This window comes from Butyrivibrio sp. MC2013 (genome assembly GCF_000424585.1).
GTDB lineage: Bacteria > Bacillota > Clostridia > Lachnospirales > Lachnospiraceae > Butyrivibrio.
Genome location: NZ_AUKE01000027.1, coordinates 14,314 through 32,808, shown reverse-complemented (window position 1 = coordinate 32,808; position 18,495 = coordinate 14,314). Strand labels below are relative to the sequence as shown.

Below are 18,495 nucleotides of genomic sequence, written 5' to 3'. Positions count from 1 at the left end.
AATGATTGAAAAAGCGTTTTGGAAAGCTGCTAGAGACGCATGGATTGTAAATGCACCACCTAAGATAGTGGATGTCAAAACCGGCTTAGGTGGGAAGATTGATCCGAGCTTGCTAAAAGATCCTTGGGAGTTGGAAGAGGTTCCTTTTGATATGGTGGATCATGACAGAGCCTTTGAGGCAGTCTTGGCAGGTGAAGATATACCATTGAATTCGGAATATATAAATAATAGTTTACGACGTATAATTCCGGGAAAGCAACATAGAGCACGTCTTAATGTAGAACAATTTGACGAGTTAATAGAAAAGCAATCAATACCAGAATACGTATCAGCTTGTAAATTGTTAAGAGCTTGTGATTTGCCTGTGAAAATGAATGAGCTATATGATGAACTAATTGAGCGAATGCCAGTTTTACAGGATGCTGTGTATAAATTTGAGGGTGTCTATCATGCTGATATGAGTCAGTTTTATGAGTATTACATCCCAGAAGCTTTACAGCTTACAGCTACATATATAGAGTACTTAGATGTAGGTATCGGGGAGGATATTATTAAAGCAACTGAAATAGAAGTGATAGAGGCATGTGAAAAGTTATTGATTGCTATTAATGACAAGATTGATGAGATTTATAAGTTTGCCTCAATAGAAATAAAAGCTAAGGCTAAGGCACTTGAAAGTATGATGGGCCAGGATGGCTATGTGAATCCTGATTACAAAATTAATCAGAATGGAGGGAAGTAAGCATGGAAAACAATAATGAAAGGGTAAATGAAGTTAACAAGGAAGCCGGAATTGTAAAAACTCCTACACTTACTCTTGATCCTGAGGAAAGGAAAATTGATTTTTCTTTCATGGAGCCCTCGTTGGGAAAGGCTGAGCCAATTATCGAATCTGCACCTGCATCTGCTGGTGCAATAGATGAGTCAATGCTGTCTGAGGCAGAGAAAAAGCAGGTTGAGGAATTTGTAGATCAGATTGATATCTCTAATGTGAAGATGGTGAATTCATATGGCACAAGCGCTCAAAAGGGAATCTCTACTTTCTCATCAACTATTACAGGAACTGTAAAAACAAAGGAATTTGGTGATGTTGGGGATAGTCTGAGAGAACTGAGAGTGGCGATCAATAGCACTATATCTCCTGAAAAGAAGGGCTTGCTGGGATTATTCCAGAAGGGAAAAGCAAAGCTTACTTACGTTATATCAAATTATGAGAGTGCTGAAACGAATATAAGGAAGATTGAGAAGGATCTGCAGAGGCATCAGCAGGTACTTACTAAGGATGTTTATGTCTTTGATCAGATGTATGACATGAATCTTGAGTTTCACAAAGAGCTTACCATGTATATTATTGCAGGAAAGAAGGCGTTGGAGAAAGCCAAGAACACAAAGCTGGTAGAACTTAGAGAAAAAGCTGAAAGTACACATGATGAGCTGGATGTACAGACATATAGGGATTATGAGAGCGCCTGCAAACGTTTTGAGAAGAGGATTTTTGATCTAGAGACAACTAGGCTGGTGTCTATCCAGATGGCACCCCAGATACGTTTGCTTCAGGATGCTGATCAGCAGGTGGTTGATAAGCTTCGTTCGGATGTTATCAATACCATTCCTCTATGGAGAAATCAGATGGTATTGGCACTTGGAATCGAGCATACTACGAGAGCTCTTAATGCTCAAAGTGCATTGGACGAGATGACCAATGAGATGTTTAAGCGAAATGCGGAAACGCTCAAACAAGGGGCTATTGATGCAGCTAATGCTTCGGAAAGAGGAATAGTAGATATAGACACACTTCGGAAAGTAAATGCAGATATCATAACATCTATAAATGAAGTGGTCAGAATACATGAGGAAGGTTCCAAGCATAGAGAAGAGGCGCAGGTAGAACTTGCCAAGATTGAAGATGAACTGAAGCAGGCGCTTTTGGAAGCAGGAAACAGGTAATATGTATCTGAATTGTGAATAAGGGTTAATAGATGGAAAAGTATGTAACCCAAAGGCAGAGACAAGAGAAAAAGATCCGTAGACTCAAAAGGATTATTTTTGCCATAGTTATAGCGTTTCTTTTCTGCGTGGTGGCTTATGTTGTATCTTTAAGAGTTGGCAATTTCGGTGTCAGACTATCTACAACAAATACTAGTGGATCAGAGAGCCTTGTTAATTCGGATCCAAGTAGTATACCTGATTATTTTGGAGAAGATTACGTTATTCTGAACGGAGGAAGTCCGTGCTTTAATCATTGGGATGTAGAAAATATAACTGGTGAACATTATAGTGAGCTTGATTCAAAAGGGCGTTGCGGAGAAGCGTATGCAATGCTAGACAGAACAATGATGCCTACGGAAAAGCGCGGAGAAATAGGTCAGATAAAACCAACAGGATGGGTTCAGAGAAAGTATGAGGGAATTGTAGACTCGAATCCTCCCTATCTTTATAACAGGTGTCACCTTATAGCATATGCTCTGACTGGGCAAAATGCTAATGAATTAAATCTGATCACGGGCACAAGATATATGAATGTGGAGCTTATGTTGCCTTGGGAAGAAAAGGTCATGAGTTACCTGGATAATTCTGATAATCATGTTTTATACAGAGTGACACCATATTTCAAGAGTAATGAACTATTAGCACGAGGAGTTGAGATGGAGGCATATTCCGTGGAGGATAATGGTGATTCTATTTGCTTCCATGTATTTATTTATAATGTACAACCGGGGATAGAGATTGATTATAACAGTGGCGAAAGTGAGGGTGCTTAATAAATTAAAGGTTAGTTTTTTATAGTTTTATGTCTAACTATTACGGGGATATGGATGATGATATGATTGGTTCATCAAAGGAAAGCGCGATCCGGAGAGAAAGGAGACTTGCATGAAGGCTAAAGCAATTAAGCTTTATGAAGAGGAAGGAACCAAATATCATTTTGATTCAGAAAAATTAAAGCTTCTTATAAATCAGAAAAAACTCTCTTTGAGTAAAACAAATAAGAAAACTACCAAAGAAGAAATAATTGAGAACGTTTCTGAAGCGATGTGTGTTAGTAAAGAGGCTATAAAAAATTGGATGTATGGATACAATGGTCCTTCTGATTTGGAGCAGGTCAAAAAGATAGGTGATTTATTTGAAACAGATTATCATTTTTTGCTCAGTAAGGAGGAAGAGACCATGAGTAATATTCCGAGCGGTTTTGATGGTAGTGCACAGGCTTTGTACACAAGAGAAAGGGTTAGAGAATTACATTCGGCCTTTATCGGGTTTATTGAAAAAGGGGCAAGCCACCAGATGGAGCTTGTTAAAGTGGAATGTGCATTCGATGATGGTGCAGCTTCTAGAGATGATGTATCAAGGTGTCTCAATAGCGTATATAGAGAACTGTATGACAAGCTTGATGAGATTTTGAATATGTTGAATGCATTCATGTTGGACATACCTGAGGCTTTTTACGATAAGGTTTTCAATTACGTATGTGAGCTTCAAGAGAATTTAAGTAGTTGGTACAGCTTCTCGATCTTTCCGCCAAACGAGGAAGGCGAAGAATTAGAGTATGAGATTAGTGGTAATATGCAAAGGGCAGATGATTTCTTTTTTGTTAAGGGGATAAAAGACTTACGGCAACTTTTTGATGCCTTTATAGTTAAATAGTATTATTCACATCAGTAATGCTGCCTTGGATTTATTCCGTATCAAAGGTATAAATCCAAGGTGGCTTTGTTTGATGGTTTGATGACATATATTCATGATATGCTGAAAAAGGCATCATAATACATCTGAGAGTACCAACTATTAGTACGGAGAGTGGAAATGGATATACGTGATAGCTTTGATTTCAGGACTATTAATCAGGAAGAGGCAGATGAAGCTGCTATGGTGGAGAGTATTTGCTTTCCGCCTAATGAGGCGTGCTCGCCTGAGCATATGAAGAGTCGTATTGAGGTGGCCGCTGATCTATTTCTTGTTGCTATTGATAAAGAGACCGGTAGAATGGCCGGTTTTTTAAATGGAATAGCAACTGATGAACATTGTTTTAGAGACGAGTTTTTTACAGATGCCGAGACTCATGATCCCGAAGGTGACAGTGTGATGCTCCTTGGGCTGGATGTCCTTCCTGAATATAGAAGGCAGGGGCTTGCACGTGAGCTGGTAAGCAGCTATTGTAAAAGAGAACAGGCTAGAGGAAGAAAACGCCTGGTTCTGACATGTCTTCCGGACAAAATCCCTATGTATATAGGTTTTGGATTTAGAGACCTGGGGGAGAGTGCTTCTATCTGGGGCGGAGAGAGCTGGCATGAGATGGAGATTGTTCTGAATTCTGATAATACAAATAGTAGGTGACTCTAATGTTAAAACCCGGATTATATGAACAAGTTGTCAATGCTTTGCTGCGAGGGGAGTTGTCATCTCTTCAGGATGAGCTGCAATATACTGAGAAGATTGATTCTGCTGAAGCCTCGATTATTCTTTCGAGGTATCTTTCTGATGTAATTCAAAAAAGCCTGGACAGACTTTCCGAAACTGATGATCTGCAGCCCAAGATTGCCCTTGTTAACAAGGTTGTAGAGCTGTTGTCAAATGAGACTCATCAGGAAGACATACAGGGGATGGCTGTAGATGGCGCGGCAGAACAGTTGCTGGCACTAATATCCGAAAATGATCCTATGTACAAAATAGGTAAGCGTAAGGCAAAGGATCTAGTGCGTCCTGAGACATCTATTGCTCAGAGTAGCCTCTTTACCGGAGCGGTACATGAACCGCAGATGTATCTTGAACTGAAAAAAGAGATGGAGACAGCTGACAGGATAGATATGCTTGTCTCATTTATTAAATGGAGTGGACTCAGGCTCCTTATAGATGAGCTGCGTAAGTTTTCAGAAAGAGGGGGCAGGCTGAGAATAATTACCACTTCTTACATGGGAGCTACGGATTTGAAGGCTGTGGATGAACTGTCTAAGCTGCCTAATACCCGGGTGCGTATCTCCTACGATACCAAGAGAACCAGGCTTCATGCCAAGGCATATATTTTCTATAGAGATACGACTTTTACCACGGCATATATAGGTTCTTCCAATATGTCCAATGTAGCAATGTCCAGTGGGCTGGAATGGAATGTAAAGGCTACTGCCAAAGATATGGCTTTGACCATTAAGAAGATGGAAGCTGCATTTGATAGTTATTGGAATAGTAGCACCTTTGAAGAATATACAGAGGGTAGTCACGATAAGCTTAAGCGTGCCTTAAAGTTTGAGAAACATATTTCCGAAGGGGATGGCTTTCAATATATAGTGGATGTTCATCCATATCCTTATCAGCAGGAAATATTGGACAGACTAAGTGCGGAGAGAGCTATTCGAGGCAGGTATAAGAACCTTATTGTAGCAGCTACCGGTACGGGAAAGACGGTTATTGCTGCTCTTGATTACAGGAGATTTATAAGGGAACATCCTACTTCGCATAACAGGATCCTCTTTGTGGCACATAGAGAGGAAATATTAAAGCAAAGTCTGGCAACCTTTAGAGCCGTATTAAAAGATCCCAATTTTGGCGATTTATACGTAGGTAACAATAAGCCGGACAGGCTGGATAATTTATTTGTATCAATTCAAACTATAGCTTCACAAAGATTATATGAATTATTATCTGCTGATTACTATGACTATATAGTTGTGGATGAGTTTCATCATGCTGCTGCTCCAACATATCAGGGATTGATTAATGCATTCAAGCCCAGTGTATTACTAGGTCTTACTGCTACACCGGAGCGTATGGACGGCAAGAGTATCCTTGATTATTTCGATGGCCATGTGGCTGCAGAGATAAGATTGCCGGAAGCTATAGATCGTAAGCTCCTGTGTCCTTTCCAATATTTTGGCGTATCGGATGAAACTGATCTGTCCACTGTTAAATGGGTTAGAGGAGGCTATGATAAGACTGAACTGAGCAATCTCTATTCCTTGAACAGAGAGGTAGCTGTCAGGAGAGCCAATCATATAATTAACTCTATATACAAATATGTAACGGATATTTCTGACGTCCACGGGTTGGGCTTTTGTGTCTCCGTAGAACATGCTGCTTTTATGGCAGAGCAGTTTAATGATAAAGGGATTCCATCAATAGCGCTTACAGCTAATTCATCAGATCAGGAGAGGAATACGGCTAAGAAGAGACTGGTTAGTGGTGAGCTGAAGTTCATATTTGTAGTTGATCTCTATAATGAAGGTGTAGATATTCCCGAAGTGGATACGGTTTTATTCCTAAGGCCTACAGAATCTCTAACCATATTCCTGCAGCAGTTAGGAAGAGGCCTTCGCCTTGCGGAGAATAAGGAGTGCCTTACAGTTCTCGATTTTATTGGTCAGGCAAATAAAAAGTACAATTTTGAGGAAAAGTATTCTGCTCTTTTATCTAATACTGAACATAGCCTGCAATATGAGATTAAGAAGGGCTTTGTAGCGCTACCCAAAGGGTGCTATATACAACTGGAGCGCAAAGCCTCAGAAATAATACTGAATAATATCAGGAAATCATTTGGCGACAGAATGGGGCTTATAAGTCGCATAGAAAGCTTTACGGAGGATAGTGGCCAGGAGCTGACTTTGGCGAACTTTATCCATTACTACAGATTGAAGCTTGGAACTATTTATGCGAAATACTCATTTAGTAGATTGTGCGCTGATGCGGGAGTAATACCAGAATTTGACGAGCCCCTGGAGGCCACAATTACCAAAGCTTTTTCCAGAATAATAGCCATAGATTCCAGAAGATGGATACAGTTCCTGATAAATATATTGCCTAACTTGGAACATGTAGATATAAATAAGTTGTCACCTCTGGAGAAGAGGATGATGCAAATGTTTTACGTAACTATTTGGCAAGAAGCTGCAACGGATTGGGATGAACCCAAGGTGAGGCAGAATCTGACTATGCTTGCCAGGTCTACAGTGCTGGTAAAAGAGATAATAGATATCCTGGAAATCAAATATGATGAGGTAGATATTATAGACAAGCCGGTGGATCTGGGATTTGACTGCCCTCTGGATCTTTATTGCACATATACAAGAGATCAGATATTGGTAGCAATGGATTTTATGAAGCCCGGTACAGTTAGAGAAGGTGTGAAATGGCTTGCTGATAAAAACTTGGATGTATTATTTATCACTCTGAACAAGTCAGCTAAGGACTATTCTCCAACGACCATGTATGAAGATTACTCTATCAACAGTGAGTTATTCCATTGGCAGAGCCAGAACAAGATTTCAGAAAACAGTATTACAGGTAAGAGATATATAAATCATGCAAAGGAAGGCAGCAAGATTCTTTTATTTGTAAGAGAGTTTATAAATGATAGTGTGGGAACAGCACCATATTCTTACCTTGGTACGGCAAACTATCTCAGTCATACAGGAAGTAATCCGATGAGTATTGTATGGCGTATGGATAACCCTGTGCCAGCTAAGTATTTGAAGAAAACGGGTAAGTTGGATGTTGGTTGATCACACAGAAAGGATGCGACTATGGATTTTAAACCGGCTAAGAAACTGGGATTTGGGCTGATGAGGCTGCCGCTGAATGAGGGTGCCACAGATGCTGCGGATGTGGATGTGGAGCAGGTGTCCAAAATGGTGGATATTTTCCTAGAGAAGGGTTTTACTTATTTTGATACTGCATGGATGTACAATGCCTTCCACAGCGAGGATGTGGTGAAAGAGGCGCTGACCAGTAGGCACCCCAGGGAGAGTTATACCCTGGCTACCAAGCTTCATGCGGGATTTATAAACAGCAAGGAAGACAGGGACAAGGTTTTTAATACCCAGCTTGAAAAGACAGGCGCAGGATATTTTGACTACTATCTGATACACGGAATAGAAGAGTCCATGATTGATAAATATGAGGAGCTGGACTGCTTTAACTGGTTATTGGATAAAAAGGAAAAGGGACTGGTGCGTCATGCAGGCTTCTCCTATCATGATACACCGGAGCTCCTTGACGAGATACTCACCCGCCATCCTGAGATGGAATTTGTACAGCTGCAGATCAACTATCTGGACTGGGAGAGTGAGTGGATACAGTCCCGCGGCTGTTATGAGGTAGCTTGCAAGCATGGCAAGCCTGTAATAGTCATGGAGCCTGTTAAGGGTGGTACCTTGGCCAATCTCCCTGATGAAGCTGCAAAGCTCTTTAAAGAGCATGATTCTGCTATGTCCCTGCCCAGCTGGGCTGTGAGATTTGCAGCCAGCCTGGACAATGTCATGGTGGTGCTCTCAGGCATGAGCAGCATTGCCCAGATGGAGGACAATACCTCCTACATGCAGGACTTTGTGCCTCTGACAAAGGATGAGACAGATATGTGTTTTAAGGCCGGGGAGATCATCAACAATCAGATAGCTATCCCCTGCACAGGCTGCTCTTATTGTACTGAAGGCTGCCCGATGAAGATAGCTATCCCCAGGTATTTTTCTCTATACAATGAGAATATGCGTGAAAATATGGCGCAGAAGGGCTGGACCATCAACTTTACCAACTATGGTAACCTGGTGGCAGCCGGAGCTGGCAGGGCCAGCGATTGTATAGCCTGTGGTCAGTGTGAAAGTGTATGCCCTCAGCATCTGCCTATAATCGAGAACTTAAAGCTGGTAGCAGGGCATTTTGAAGGCTGATAGCAGATGGGGCTTAGTAGTCCCATCCGCTGACTTCCAGTCCGTTTGATTCCACATAATCGGAGAGGACCTGGTCCATCTTCTCTTTTCTCGCCCGGTCATCTGATGAGACAGCGATGTAGGCATCATAGTAATCGCCAAAGAGCCCCTTTGCGTCATCATCTGTCAGTGCTTCGTCAAGGCTAAGGCCGCTGTATATAGCTGTCTCATCTTCGCCAAAGCGCTGAGCGTGGATGATGCCGGGGCGATGGCCGCCGGATATTGCTATTAGCTTGTCATCTTCTTTAGTAAATTCCCAAAGCCAGTAATCGCCATAAATCAGCACATCGTCAGCATCTGTATCATCTATTCCTACTACAGTGACCAGGGGGATCATGGCATTATTTGGATCATAGTCCTGTTCGGCTTCAAAAGCCAGATAGTCATAGCAGGCTGCATCCACAGGATCAAAGCGCTCATCGCCGTATAGCTGGTTGTACTGGAAATAGGGCAGCATATCCCCTGCCATTGCAGCATAATCTGTTTCGTCCACTACGAAATGATATTCCTCTCCATCGGCTGTGGTCATCAGCATCCCCTCGCCCTCTGCCTTCACAGTGATATCAAGGCTCAGCTCATCTGTAGTGTCACCGCTGTAGCCGGTGACTGTACCTGTCAAGCTTTTTGCTGTCTCTGTCATATCTCCTCCGTAGATCACATCTCCTAAAATGAGCATGATGCCGTAGCCGTCCTTGTCATATCCATCCTCTACGGAGGTGGCATATATGATGAGGTTATTATCATTATCATCTATATAGTTGCCGCTGGCAGTCCAGTTGCCAGGTCCGTCTTCGGCGTCTTTTTCAGAAGAGCTTTCGCTATTATTGTCTGCTGCTGCAGAGTCTCCTTGATCCTGAGAACTACCATTATCACTTTCTCCCTCTGCATCTGAAGTGTTCTCTGCAGCGCTCTCGGGTTCGTTTTCGCCCGCTGTAGTAGCTGCATCCTCTGATTTGCCGCAGGAGACCATAGCTGCGATCAGTGCAGCTGATAATAGCAGTGTCAGTGATTTGCTCATGATCTTTTTCATAATGTCCTCCGTATACAGATAGGTCAGCTATATGATAAAATACTCTCCTATGTATATCGCCAATAATGGTTACTAAATTAATAGGTATACTGTTCAGATAAAAATTGGAGCTAAAGCATATGAGAAAAGAAAAGAATAAACTAAGCATGGTTTTATTGGCTGCCGCGATACTAGCTGCAGTTATATTGCGTTTTGGAACTGATGAGCTTTTGGCCAGTAGATATCTACATGACAGAACAAGCGCATCTGATCCTGCTCGTCAAGGCGATGATCCGGACCGTGCATCCGGAGAAAACATAAGTGAAGGCAGGCTTCGTCAGACAGTAATGTCTCTGGTGACCAGTGCGGAGAATTCCTCTCTGGATTATACCAGGCAGTATGGTTACATTGAAGATATCGGAGATGGGAGAGGCTATACAGGAGGCATTATAGGCTTCACTACGGGCACAGCAGATCTCCTTGATGTGGTAGAAGTATATGTGGCATTAAAGCCTGATAATAATGGCCTAAAGAAGTATATTCCTGCACTTCAAAGTGCCATAGGCTCCGACACCCACAAGGGTCTGGGACAGGCTTTTGTAAATGCCTGGAAGGCTGCTGCACAGGACCGTGAAATGATAGAGGCTCAGGATACCATATTGGATGAAATGTATATGAAGCCCTCTGTAGAAATGGCAGTTAAGGATGGCCTGTCACCCCTGGGACAATATATATATTATGATGCCATGGTGGTACATGGCCCAGGAGAGGATGGCCTTAGTTTTGGCGGTATCAGAAAAGAGGCTATGAAAAATGAGAAAACACCCTCTCAGGGCGGTGATGAGGCAGAGTACCTTAGGGCATTTTTGACAGCTAGAACTTCTGTCATGCTCACCGAGGAAGCTCACTCAGATCTGTCCAGGCTTCAGGCACAGAGCAAGTTTATTGATGAGGGTAAATATAATCTTGAATTACCACTTAAGTGGAATATGTATGGTGATGATTTTGAATTGACAGAAGCAAAATTAAAGGCTATTGCAAAATAAATTGCAATAGCCTTTATGGCATACGTCTTATCGGTCATCTGTGCTGTCTATATTATCTCTTTCGTCATCGTACATTGCCACGTTGTCTTCTATGTTATCTTCCATCATCAGACCCAGGAATTCGGAGGCGTCGTCAGGAATGTCATCCAGGTCGTCGCTTCCGGTGTCTACATCCAGAGGCTGCTTCTTGAACATGATGTCATACATGACAGGTATGATGAAGAGGGTCATGAGTGTGGCGTAAGCAAGGCCGCCTGCGATTACCAGGGCCATGCCTCTGCCCAGCTGTGCACCCATGTCATCGCCGATGATCAGGTTGGACTCAGCCAGGATAGTGGTGAGGGCTGTCATCAGGATAGGTCTCATACGGGTCTGGCCTGTAGCGATGAGAGCTGTATGTCTGTCAAGGCCCTGCTTCCTCAGCTGGTTGACATAGTCTACGAATACGATACCGTTATTAACTACCGTACCCATGAGCACTATGATACCCATGATACTGATTATTGACAGGTTTTGCCTTGTTATCCACAGTGCCAGGAAGCCTCCGGTAAATGCCAGAGGAATGGTGAACATGACAATGAAGGGGCTGAGCAGACTCTGGAACTGGGCTACCATGACCATGTATACCAGGAGCATGCCCAGGAGAAGTACCAGTGCCATCTGCTTGAGCATATTTATAACGGTATCATACTCGCCGCTGAACTCTATGGAGTAGCCCTGAGGCAGCTCGTATGCTTCCACCATGGGCTGGAGCTTTCTGGTGAGCAGAGTGATGTTATAGCCCTCTGCAGCTTCGGCAGTTACAGTCATGTATCTGGACTGATTCTTTCTGTTTATGGATGAGAGAGAATCAGCTATTTCCAGTGTGGCAAATTCTCTGAGCTTATGGGTCTCTGTAACGGTATCATAGTCTTCGTCTGTTCTCTGAACGTCAAAGCCATAGTCCAGTATGTTTTCATAGGTCAGAGGATCCAGATCATTTACCACCACGATATCCATATCTATGCCGTCTATGGTGATGGTGACAGCGCTCTTGGAATGGGTGAGCTTGCTGTTGATATCCTGATAGATCTGCACCACATTGAGGCCCAGGCTCATAGCCTTGTTCTTGTCTATGGTCAGGTGCAGCACCTTGTTGCTGTCCTCTTCGCCGTTAGAGATATTCTCATATCCGTCTATGGAATCTGTCAGCTCCATAATGTCTCTGCTGATACGCTTTAGCTCCTCGATATCGGGGCCATATACGTTGATGGAGAGTCCCGAACCTCCGGTGAGCTGGTCCATCTCAGATGACATGGTCTCCAGGGTAAAGCCTACGTCCATATCAGCAACTGCACCTTCGATCTCTGACATGATCTGTCTGATCTCGGCATCTCCGGCATTCTCATCTTCAGTCATCATCATAAAGGACATGGTCCTGAAATTATCTGAGCTGCTGGCCAAAGAGGATACAAAAAGGCTCTCATCACCGCCAGCCAGGACACCTATAGAGCCTATGCCATCGATCTGCAGCAGTCTGTCCAGTACCATATCTGTCTGCTCATAGGCTTCTTCTCTTGTAGTCTCTTCCGGATACTCAATGGTAGCCTGGATCTGGTTCATGGTCATATCAGGGATGACCACGATACCCATCCTGATGACCATAAAGCCTGAGAATAGCAGCAGCAGCACAGCCAGTGCCAGAGGCACGATCTTCACTTTTAGGCAGAATCTAAGGGCTCTGTCATAGAGCTTCATGGCCTTGTCAAAAAGAGGATGAGCCTTGGTGGAGCTATTCTTTAATAGTGTAGATCCCGCTGCCGGTACCACTGTAAGTGCTATGGCAAGGGATGCCAGTAGACAAAATACTATGGTCAGGCACATGGGAGCCAAAAGGTCATTAACGAGGCCTGAGGTATATATCATAGGCATGAATACGCATACGGTAGTCAGTGTGGAAGCTGTGATGGCTCCTGCTACCTGCTTGGCACCCTGTACTGCAGCTCTTGGAGCTTCGATGCCTCTGTTGCGCAGTCTGTATATGTTCTCAATGACAACTATGGAGTTGTCCACCAGCATACCTATACCCAGGGCCAGACCTGAGAGGGAGAGCATGTTCAGTGATATATTGGAGAAATACATGCATACCAGGGCGGCCAGTACACTGACAGGGATACTGATAGCTACTACCAGTGTGGGCTTTACGTCCTTGAGGAAGATAGCCAGTATAAGTATAGCCAGGGCGGCGCCTATCATCATGGACTGGAGCACGCTCTTTACTATGAGGTCGATGTAATCGCCCATATCCACCAGTGTGGTCACGGTAAGGCCGGGGTGAGCAGCCTTTAGTTCTTTGGAAGCTGCATCAATAGTCTTACTTACATCATTGGTACCGGCTGTACTGCTCTTAAATATGGAGAGTATGACGGCTCTCTTATCGGAGAGCTTCACATAGCTGTCTGCGGAATTGTCTATGACGGTGATGTTTGCAACATCGCCCAGCTTTACATCGCCTACCTTATTGATATTGGTCAGGACTACATTTTCAAGCTCGGATACTTCCTCATAATTCTGGCCCACCTTGACCAGCCAGGAATTATCCTGCTTGTCATCCACATAGCCTGCAGGCATCTCAAAGTTTTGGGCATAGATGAGGCCTGTGAGGGCGTCCAGAGTCAGGAGCTTGTCTGCATTGGCCTGCTTCTCTGCTTCTGAGCGCTGCTTCTCATAGGACTTTACCGCATCATTATAATCGTCCCAGCCGCTGGCCAGCTGTTCTTCGCCGTCGCTGAGCTGATCCCAGCCTTCGGTGATCTGCTCCTGGCCGTCACTGAGCTGCTCCCAGCCGCTGTTGATCTGTTCCTGTGCGGAATCAAGCTGACTCTCTGCAGCATCAAGCTGTGACTGCGCAGAATCCAGCTGAGTCTTGCCTATCTGGAGCTGAGCATCGGCGCTGCCTATGGATTCGGCAGCTTCCAGCTTGGCTTTTTCCAGTTCCTTATAAGCACTCTCTACCTGGCCCTTGGCTTCTGCTATTGCAGGAGTCAGTGCGGCGATTGTACCGTCAGCTGCCTGCTTTTGGGTCTCCAGCATGGTCTTTTGGGTTTTAAGCTCTGTCTTTTTGGTCTCAAGGCTGGCCTTCTGACTCTCCAGCTCAGCCTTTTTGGCAAGGAGGGCCTCCTTTTGTGCGGGAGCGGCATCATAAGCCTGCTTGGTGGCAGTCAGCTCTGCCAGCTGGGCCTGGAGAGGTGTCAGCTGAGCCTGGAGAGCAGCCAGCTGTTCATTGTAGCCTTCTTCTTCAGGATCCAGTGCGTCTATCTGAGCCTGGATTCCTGTAATGGCGCCGTTTATGGTCTCAATGCCTGCATTTAGTTCTTCCGCACTTGTGCTGTTTAAGAGCGTATCCAGCTGGGAGACGCCATCATCTATTTGCTTTATTCCGTCATCTATTTTCTTTGCGCCGTCATCTATCTGCCTTAGTCCGTCATTTATCTTGGTCAGAGCATCCCCTAGCTGTGTCTTCTGGGCCTGGGCCTGGGTGAGCTGGGTCTGGAGAGTGGCCAGCTGAGCAGAGGCCTGATCCAGCTGATAGCTTAGGTCTGCCAGCTTGGTATTGGACTCGTTTTTCTTATCATTAAGCTCCTGCTCGCCTTTTGTAAGGTCACTTTTTTTCTGGGCAAGCTCGTTTTTGTTGCTATTAAATTCTGCCTTGTTTTTGTCCAGCTCTGCCTGGCCGTCTATGAGCTCCTGCTTGCCGTCAGCCAGTTCCTTTTGGGAATCCTGGAGCTTCTTTCTGTTTTCTTCTATAGTCTCAGCGGAGTCATTGAGCTTGTCCTTGGCATCATCTAGCTGCTCCTGGGCATCTGCAAAGCGGTCTTCCAGACTATCCAGTATCTTCTGGTTGAGGGCATCTACCTTGTCCTGATTGAGCTCTACCTGGACGCTTTTATCTACCAGGCCCAGGGTGGTGATGCTGGCTACGCCTGCCTGCTTTTCATAATAGGGGGTGATCTCGTCTCGGACGAACTGGGACAGCTCATCCATCTCCATATCTTCCATGCTGACTGCCAGATATACACTGGCCATCATGTCGGTGCTCAGCTCTATGATAGAGGGAGTGCCTGCATCATCAGGGAGATAGGGAGAGAGAGTATTGAGTGCACTGGATACCTTGACCATGGCACTGTCAAGGTCGGTATCGTCAGTGAATTCCAGCTGCACCATGCCATAGTTCTCACTGCAGACTGATGATACATTTTTGATACCTGTGATTGTGCCCAGGGCACTTTCCATAGGTTCGCATATCTCGGCCTCCACCTTCTCTGAGCTGGCACCGGGATATGTGGTCAGCACCATGAGATAGGGAAGGGATATGTCAGGTAAGAGGTCCAGCTGCATATTCATGATACTGACTATGCCCAGGACTATTGTGACTATTACGCCTACCAGGACGGTAAATGGCTTTTTGACGCTGTACTTAGACATTATCTTCCTCCGCGGGCAAAGACCTTGTGGCTTTGCCACATCTGTTTCTTATATATTGATCATTCGATAATATTCATTGGTAAAAAGTTTATTCGAGTAGATTTCAGATACACGCATTTACTGCGGGTTTATTGAAAATCACACAACTGTTCTCATCCGTAACAAAATGCATGACAAACCGAATCCAAATCTATATATCGGACGAACACGCAAATTATATCACAAGTTTCTCTTTGTTAATTAGCTATGTCTAATTTTAATAAATTTTTAATGAGTCAATGATAGCGGGCGTTACCGGTGTTTGCTATTCAGCTCAATAACAGCAATGGATTTTCCTAATTAATTCTTGCGATATTATAAAAAATCGATTATTATATACTGAGTAAAAGGGAGTAGCCGGTCGATGTTTTTATCTCGACTTTCGGATTCGTCAACACGACGGCTTTGGGCTGTCCGGATCCGGATAATGTTTATGAGAGCAAGACTTTTACCATGTATTTATTGTGCATGGCGAGGGTCTTTTTTTATGCCAAGCTTCGCCGGATCATTCATATCATGATGTAAGTACAAAAGATATTTTGGATACTCGCATCATAACATTTGGAGGAAAAAGATGATAACTGCAAAAGGTATAGCAATAGCACTCTTCGTGCTGATGTATGTACTTATGGTCATGCTGCCCAAGAGAAGAGCGATAGTGGCCTGTAGTACTGCACTGATCTATGTGATCATATCCCTGTTTGGGCCTGACATACTTCCTGCTGCCATGGTGCCCGGGGCTATTGACTGGAACGTACTGATGATGATCTGGGGTACCATGATCATCGTAGACTATTTTATAGAGTCCAAGATGCCCAACCTTATAGCTGAGTGGCTGCTGCGCTTATCGCCCAATGTAATGTGGGTGACGGTGTTCATGTCTCTCTTCTCCGGAATCATATCAGCCTTTATTGATAACGTGGCTACAGTCCTTATGGTAGCACCTGTGGGACTTGCCATCTGCAAGAAGCTCAAGATATCACCGGTATCCATGATCATATGTATCGCAGTATCTTCTAACCTGCAGGGCGCTGCCACACTGGTGGGTGATACCACTTCCATCATGCTGGCTGCAAGGGACGCTGCCAATATGAACTTCAATGATTTCTTTGTGATGCATGGCAGACCGGGTATGTTCTTTGCAGTAGAGCTGGGAGCCCTGCTCACAGTGCCCATCATGATGTTCCTCTTCAGAAAGGATACAGAGCCTGTCAGCTCCGATGAGCATACAAGCGTAACAGACTATGTACCTACTATTACTATGGTGGGACATGTGATACTGCTGATCATAGCTTCATTTATACCGGAAGCTTACAAGCCTGAAGTCACCAACGGTCTCATATGTATGGTATGTGGCATACTCACTGTAGTATGGGAGATCGCAAAGCAGAAATCCACAGATGGTATGTGGCATTCACTTAAGGCTCTGGACTGGGATACCATGTTCCTCCTGGCAGGACTCTTTTGCGTGATAGCAGGTATCAGCAATGTAGGCGTCATCGATGACCTGGCAGCGCTGATCTCAAATGCCGGAGGCAGCAACATGTTCCTGCTCTATTCCATAGTAGTATGGGGCTCCGTAGCTATCTCAGCATTTATTGATAATATCCCTTATGTAGCTACCATGCTTCCTATCCTGAGGTCAGTGAGTCTGGCCCTGGGCGTAGAGCCTTACTTCCTCTACTTTGGACTCCTTGTAGGAGCTACACTGGGCGGCAATCTTAGCCCTATTGGTGCATCTGCCAATATCGCAGGTGTAGGTATGCTCAGGAAAGAGGGCTATGAAGTCAGGTTCAGGGATTTCTTTAAGATAGGTATCCCCTTCACACTGACAGCTGTGACCAGCGGATATCTCTTCATATGGCTTTTCTGGAGACCATGAAGCATTTGATCTTGGTATTTGATCAACAACATTAACATTAATTACATTCTTGGAATAATCATAGAATGTATGCAAATAGGCCATTTGAAATAATACATATTTAGGAAAGATAGTTAGAAATGGGAAACGCAAATAACAATAGACCTTCAAGGATGGTGTCAAAGGGCGTAGTGATCAGCTGTGATTACTGCGGATCCAAAATAGATACAGCAAAAGAAAGAGTATGCCCCGCTTGCGGAGCAGCCTATGACAAGGATAAGGAGTGGCTGAATAGGAAGAAAGAGTCAGAATACCGGGATGAAGTCTATCCCGGAACAGCTCCTATCAGTAATAACAACAGGAATACCACTGCTGCTGCTCCGGTCAAAAAGGAAAAGAAGAAAGGCGCAAACAATGCACTTATAGCCCTGGCTTTCCTCACGGTAATGATATCTTCGCTGGTGATAGTTGCTTCAAAGAATACTCATGGGAGAAGCCGCAGCTACAGCTCCAAGTATGCACAGAACGAAGAAGTCAATGTGTATGATTATGATCAGTATGAGCTGACAGATACTGTCTTTGAAAATGACGGTATCATCCTGGACAACGAATATATGAAGGTGCAGTTTACAGGCTATTATGCTGACAGCCACAACACCTGGTATGACTATCGCAAGCTGGGTATTCAGGTTGAGAACAAGTCTGATCAGGATCTCAAGCTCCATTTTACCAGCTGCTCCATGAATGGCAGGAGCAGGAGTTCTTCATATATTTCCTGCTATGAGCTCTTCAAAAAGGGTACTACAGTGACCTTCTACGAGAAGCTGGGCGAAATGACTGATGATGACGTATCTGAGATCGTCATAGATGATCTGGAGATCAGAGATGATTCCTATCATACTCTCTATGAAGTGGAGGAGCCTTTTGTCATAAAGGGAAACGGCAGCACAGTATTCGAGCCTGACCTTGATAATTGCAAGCTCATATTCACCAATGACAGAGCTGACATCTATGCCAACATCTATCTGTCAGATGAAAATGACTACAATAACGGTTACAGATTCCTGGTACACAACAAGACAGATGAGCGCCTGTGTATAGAAGACAGTGAGTGCAGGATAGATGGTGAAGAGTCCGGTGCCTATGTCATGTCCAATACCCACATGCCGGCCGATTATTGGCTCAGCGACAAGGTGCACAGTCTGGATGAGAAGTTCAAGGATTTTGACAAGAAGCTGGTGGAATTCAATTTCAGATTCACCTTTGAAGCTGATCCTTCCAAGGATTTCTCCACAGGCTATCTGGATATCAATGGTCTATTGAAGGACTGAAATGACAAAGAGCTGTTCAAGTGATGTAACAGCTCTCTTTTCTTATGGATTT

Annotated in this window: 12 protein-coding genes; 10 read left to right on the top strand and 2 right to left on the bottom strand. The window is 44.2% G+C overall.

The genetic code is table 11. The annotated features are described in order from the left end of the window. Position 1: 1 nt before the first annotated feature. The 7 genes from G636_RS0112750 to G636_RS0112720 all read left to right on the top strand — a co-directional run bounded on the left by G636_RS0112750 (position 2) and on the right by G636_RS0112720 (position 8,654). A complete protein-coding gene (locus G636_RS0112750; RefSeq protein WP_026508368.1) occupies positions 2 to 742 on the top strand; it encodes a hypothetical protein in 741 nt (246 codons plus the stop codon). A 2-nt stretch (positions 743 to 744) separates the two neighbouring features. Next, positions 745 to 1,947, top strand: a complete 1,203-nt coding sequence (locus G636_RS0112745; protein WP_035779668.1) for a toxic anion resistance protein — start codon at positions 745 to 747, stop codon at positions 1,945 to 1,947. Positions 1,948 to 1,979: 32 nt separating this feature from the next. Then, positions 1,980 to 2,762 carry a DNA/RNA non-specific endonuclease gene (locus tag G636_RS18555; protein ID WP_081668454.1) on the top strand — a complete coding sequence of 261 codons (783 nt, stop codon included), beginning with the start codon at positions 1,980 to 1,982 and terminating at the stop codon, positions 2,760 to 2,762. Between the two features lie 112 nt (positions 2,763 to 2,874). Next, positions 2,875 to 3,645, top strand: coding sequence for a hypothetical protein (locus G636_RS0112735; protein WP_026508366.1), 771 nt, complete (start codon positions 2,875 to 2,877; stop codon positions 3,643 to 3,645). 159 nt (positions 3,646 to 3,804) lie between these two features. After that, positions 3,805 to 4,335 (top strand): GNAT family N-acetyltransferase, encoded by a 531-nt coding sequence (locus G636_RS18550; RefSeq protein WP_035779667.1) that lies wholly within the window; start codon positions 3,805 to 3,807, stop codon positions 4,333 to 4,335. A 5-nt stretch (positions 4,336 to 4,340) separates the two neighbouring features. Continuing rightward, on the top strand, positions 4,341 to 7,490 hold the full coding sequence (locus G636_RS0112725; protein ID WP_026508365.1) for a DUF3427 domain-containing protein: 3,150 nt from the start codon (positions 4,341 to 4,343) through the stop codon (positions 7,488 to 7,490). Between the two features lie 21 nt (positions 7,491 to 7,511). Then, positions 7,512 to 8,654, top strand: coding sequence for an aldo/keto reductase (locus tag G636_RS0112720; protein WP_026508364.1), 1,143 nt, complete (start codon positions 7,512 to 7,514; stop codon positions 8,652 to 8,654). Between the two features lie 13 nt (positions 8,655 to 8,667). On the opposite strand, the gene G636_RS0112715 is transcribed toward G636_RS0112720, so the two are convergent. Next, a complete protein-coding gene (locus tag G636_RS0112715; protein ID WP_026508363.1) occupies positions 8,668 to 9,723 on the bottom strand; it encodes a hypothetical protein in 1,056 nt (351 codons plus the stop codon). A 119-nt stretch (positions 9,724 to 9,842) separates the two neighbouring features. Here G636_RS0112715 and G636_RS0112710 point away from each other — a divergent pair, with 119 nt between their 5' ends. Next, positions 9,843 to 10,748: a chitosanase gene (locus G636_RS0112710; protein WP_026508362.1), complete on the top strand. Its 906-nt coding sequence runs from the start codon at positions 9,843 to 9,845 to the stop codon at positions 10,746 to 10,748. 27 nt (positions 10,749 to 10,775) lie between these two features. On the opposite strand, the gene G636_RS18545 is transcribed toward G636_RS0112710, so the two are convergent. Beyond that, entirely contained in the window at positions 10,776 to 15,212 is a 4,437-nt protein-coding gene (locus G636_RS18545) for an efflux RND transporter permease subunit (protein ID WP_051227014.1), read from the bottom strand. A 613-nt stretch (positions 15,213 to 15,825) separates the two neighbouring features. On the opposite strand from G636_RS18545, the gene G636_RS0112700 reads away from it, so the two are divergent. Continuing rightward, entirely contained in the window at positions 15,826 to 17,133 is a 1,308-nt protein-coding gene (locus tag G636_RS0112700; protein WP_035779666.1) for an SLC13 family permease, read from the top strand. Positions 17,134 to 17,252: 119 nt separating this feature from the next. After that, entirely contained in the window at positions 17,253 to 18,443 is a 1,191-nt protein-coding gene (locus G636_RS0112695) for a hypothetical protein (protein WP_026508360.1), read from the top strand. Positions 18,444 to 18,495 lie beyond the last annotated feature (52 nt).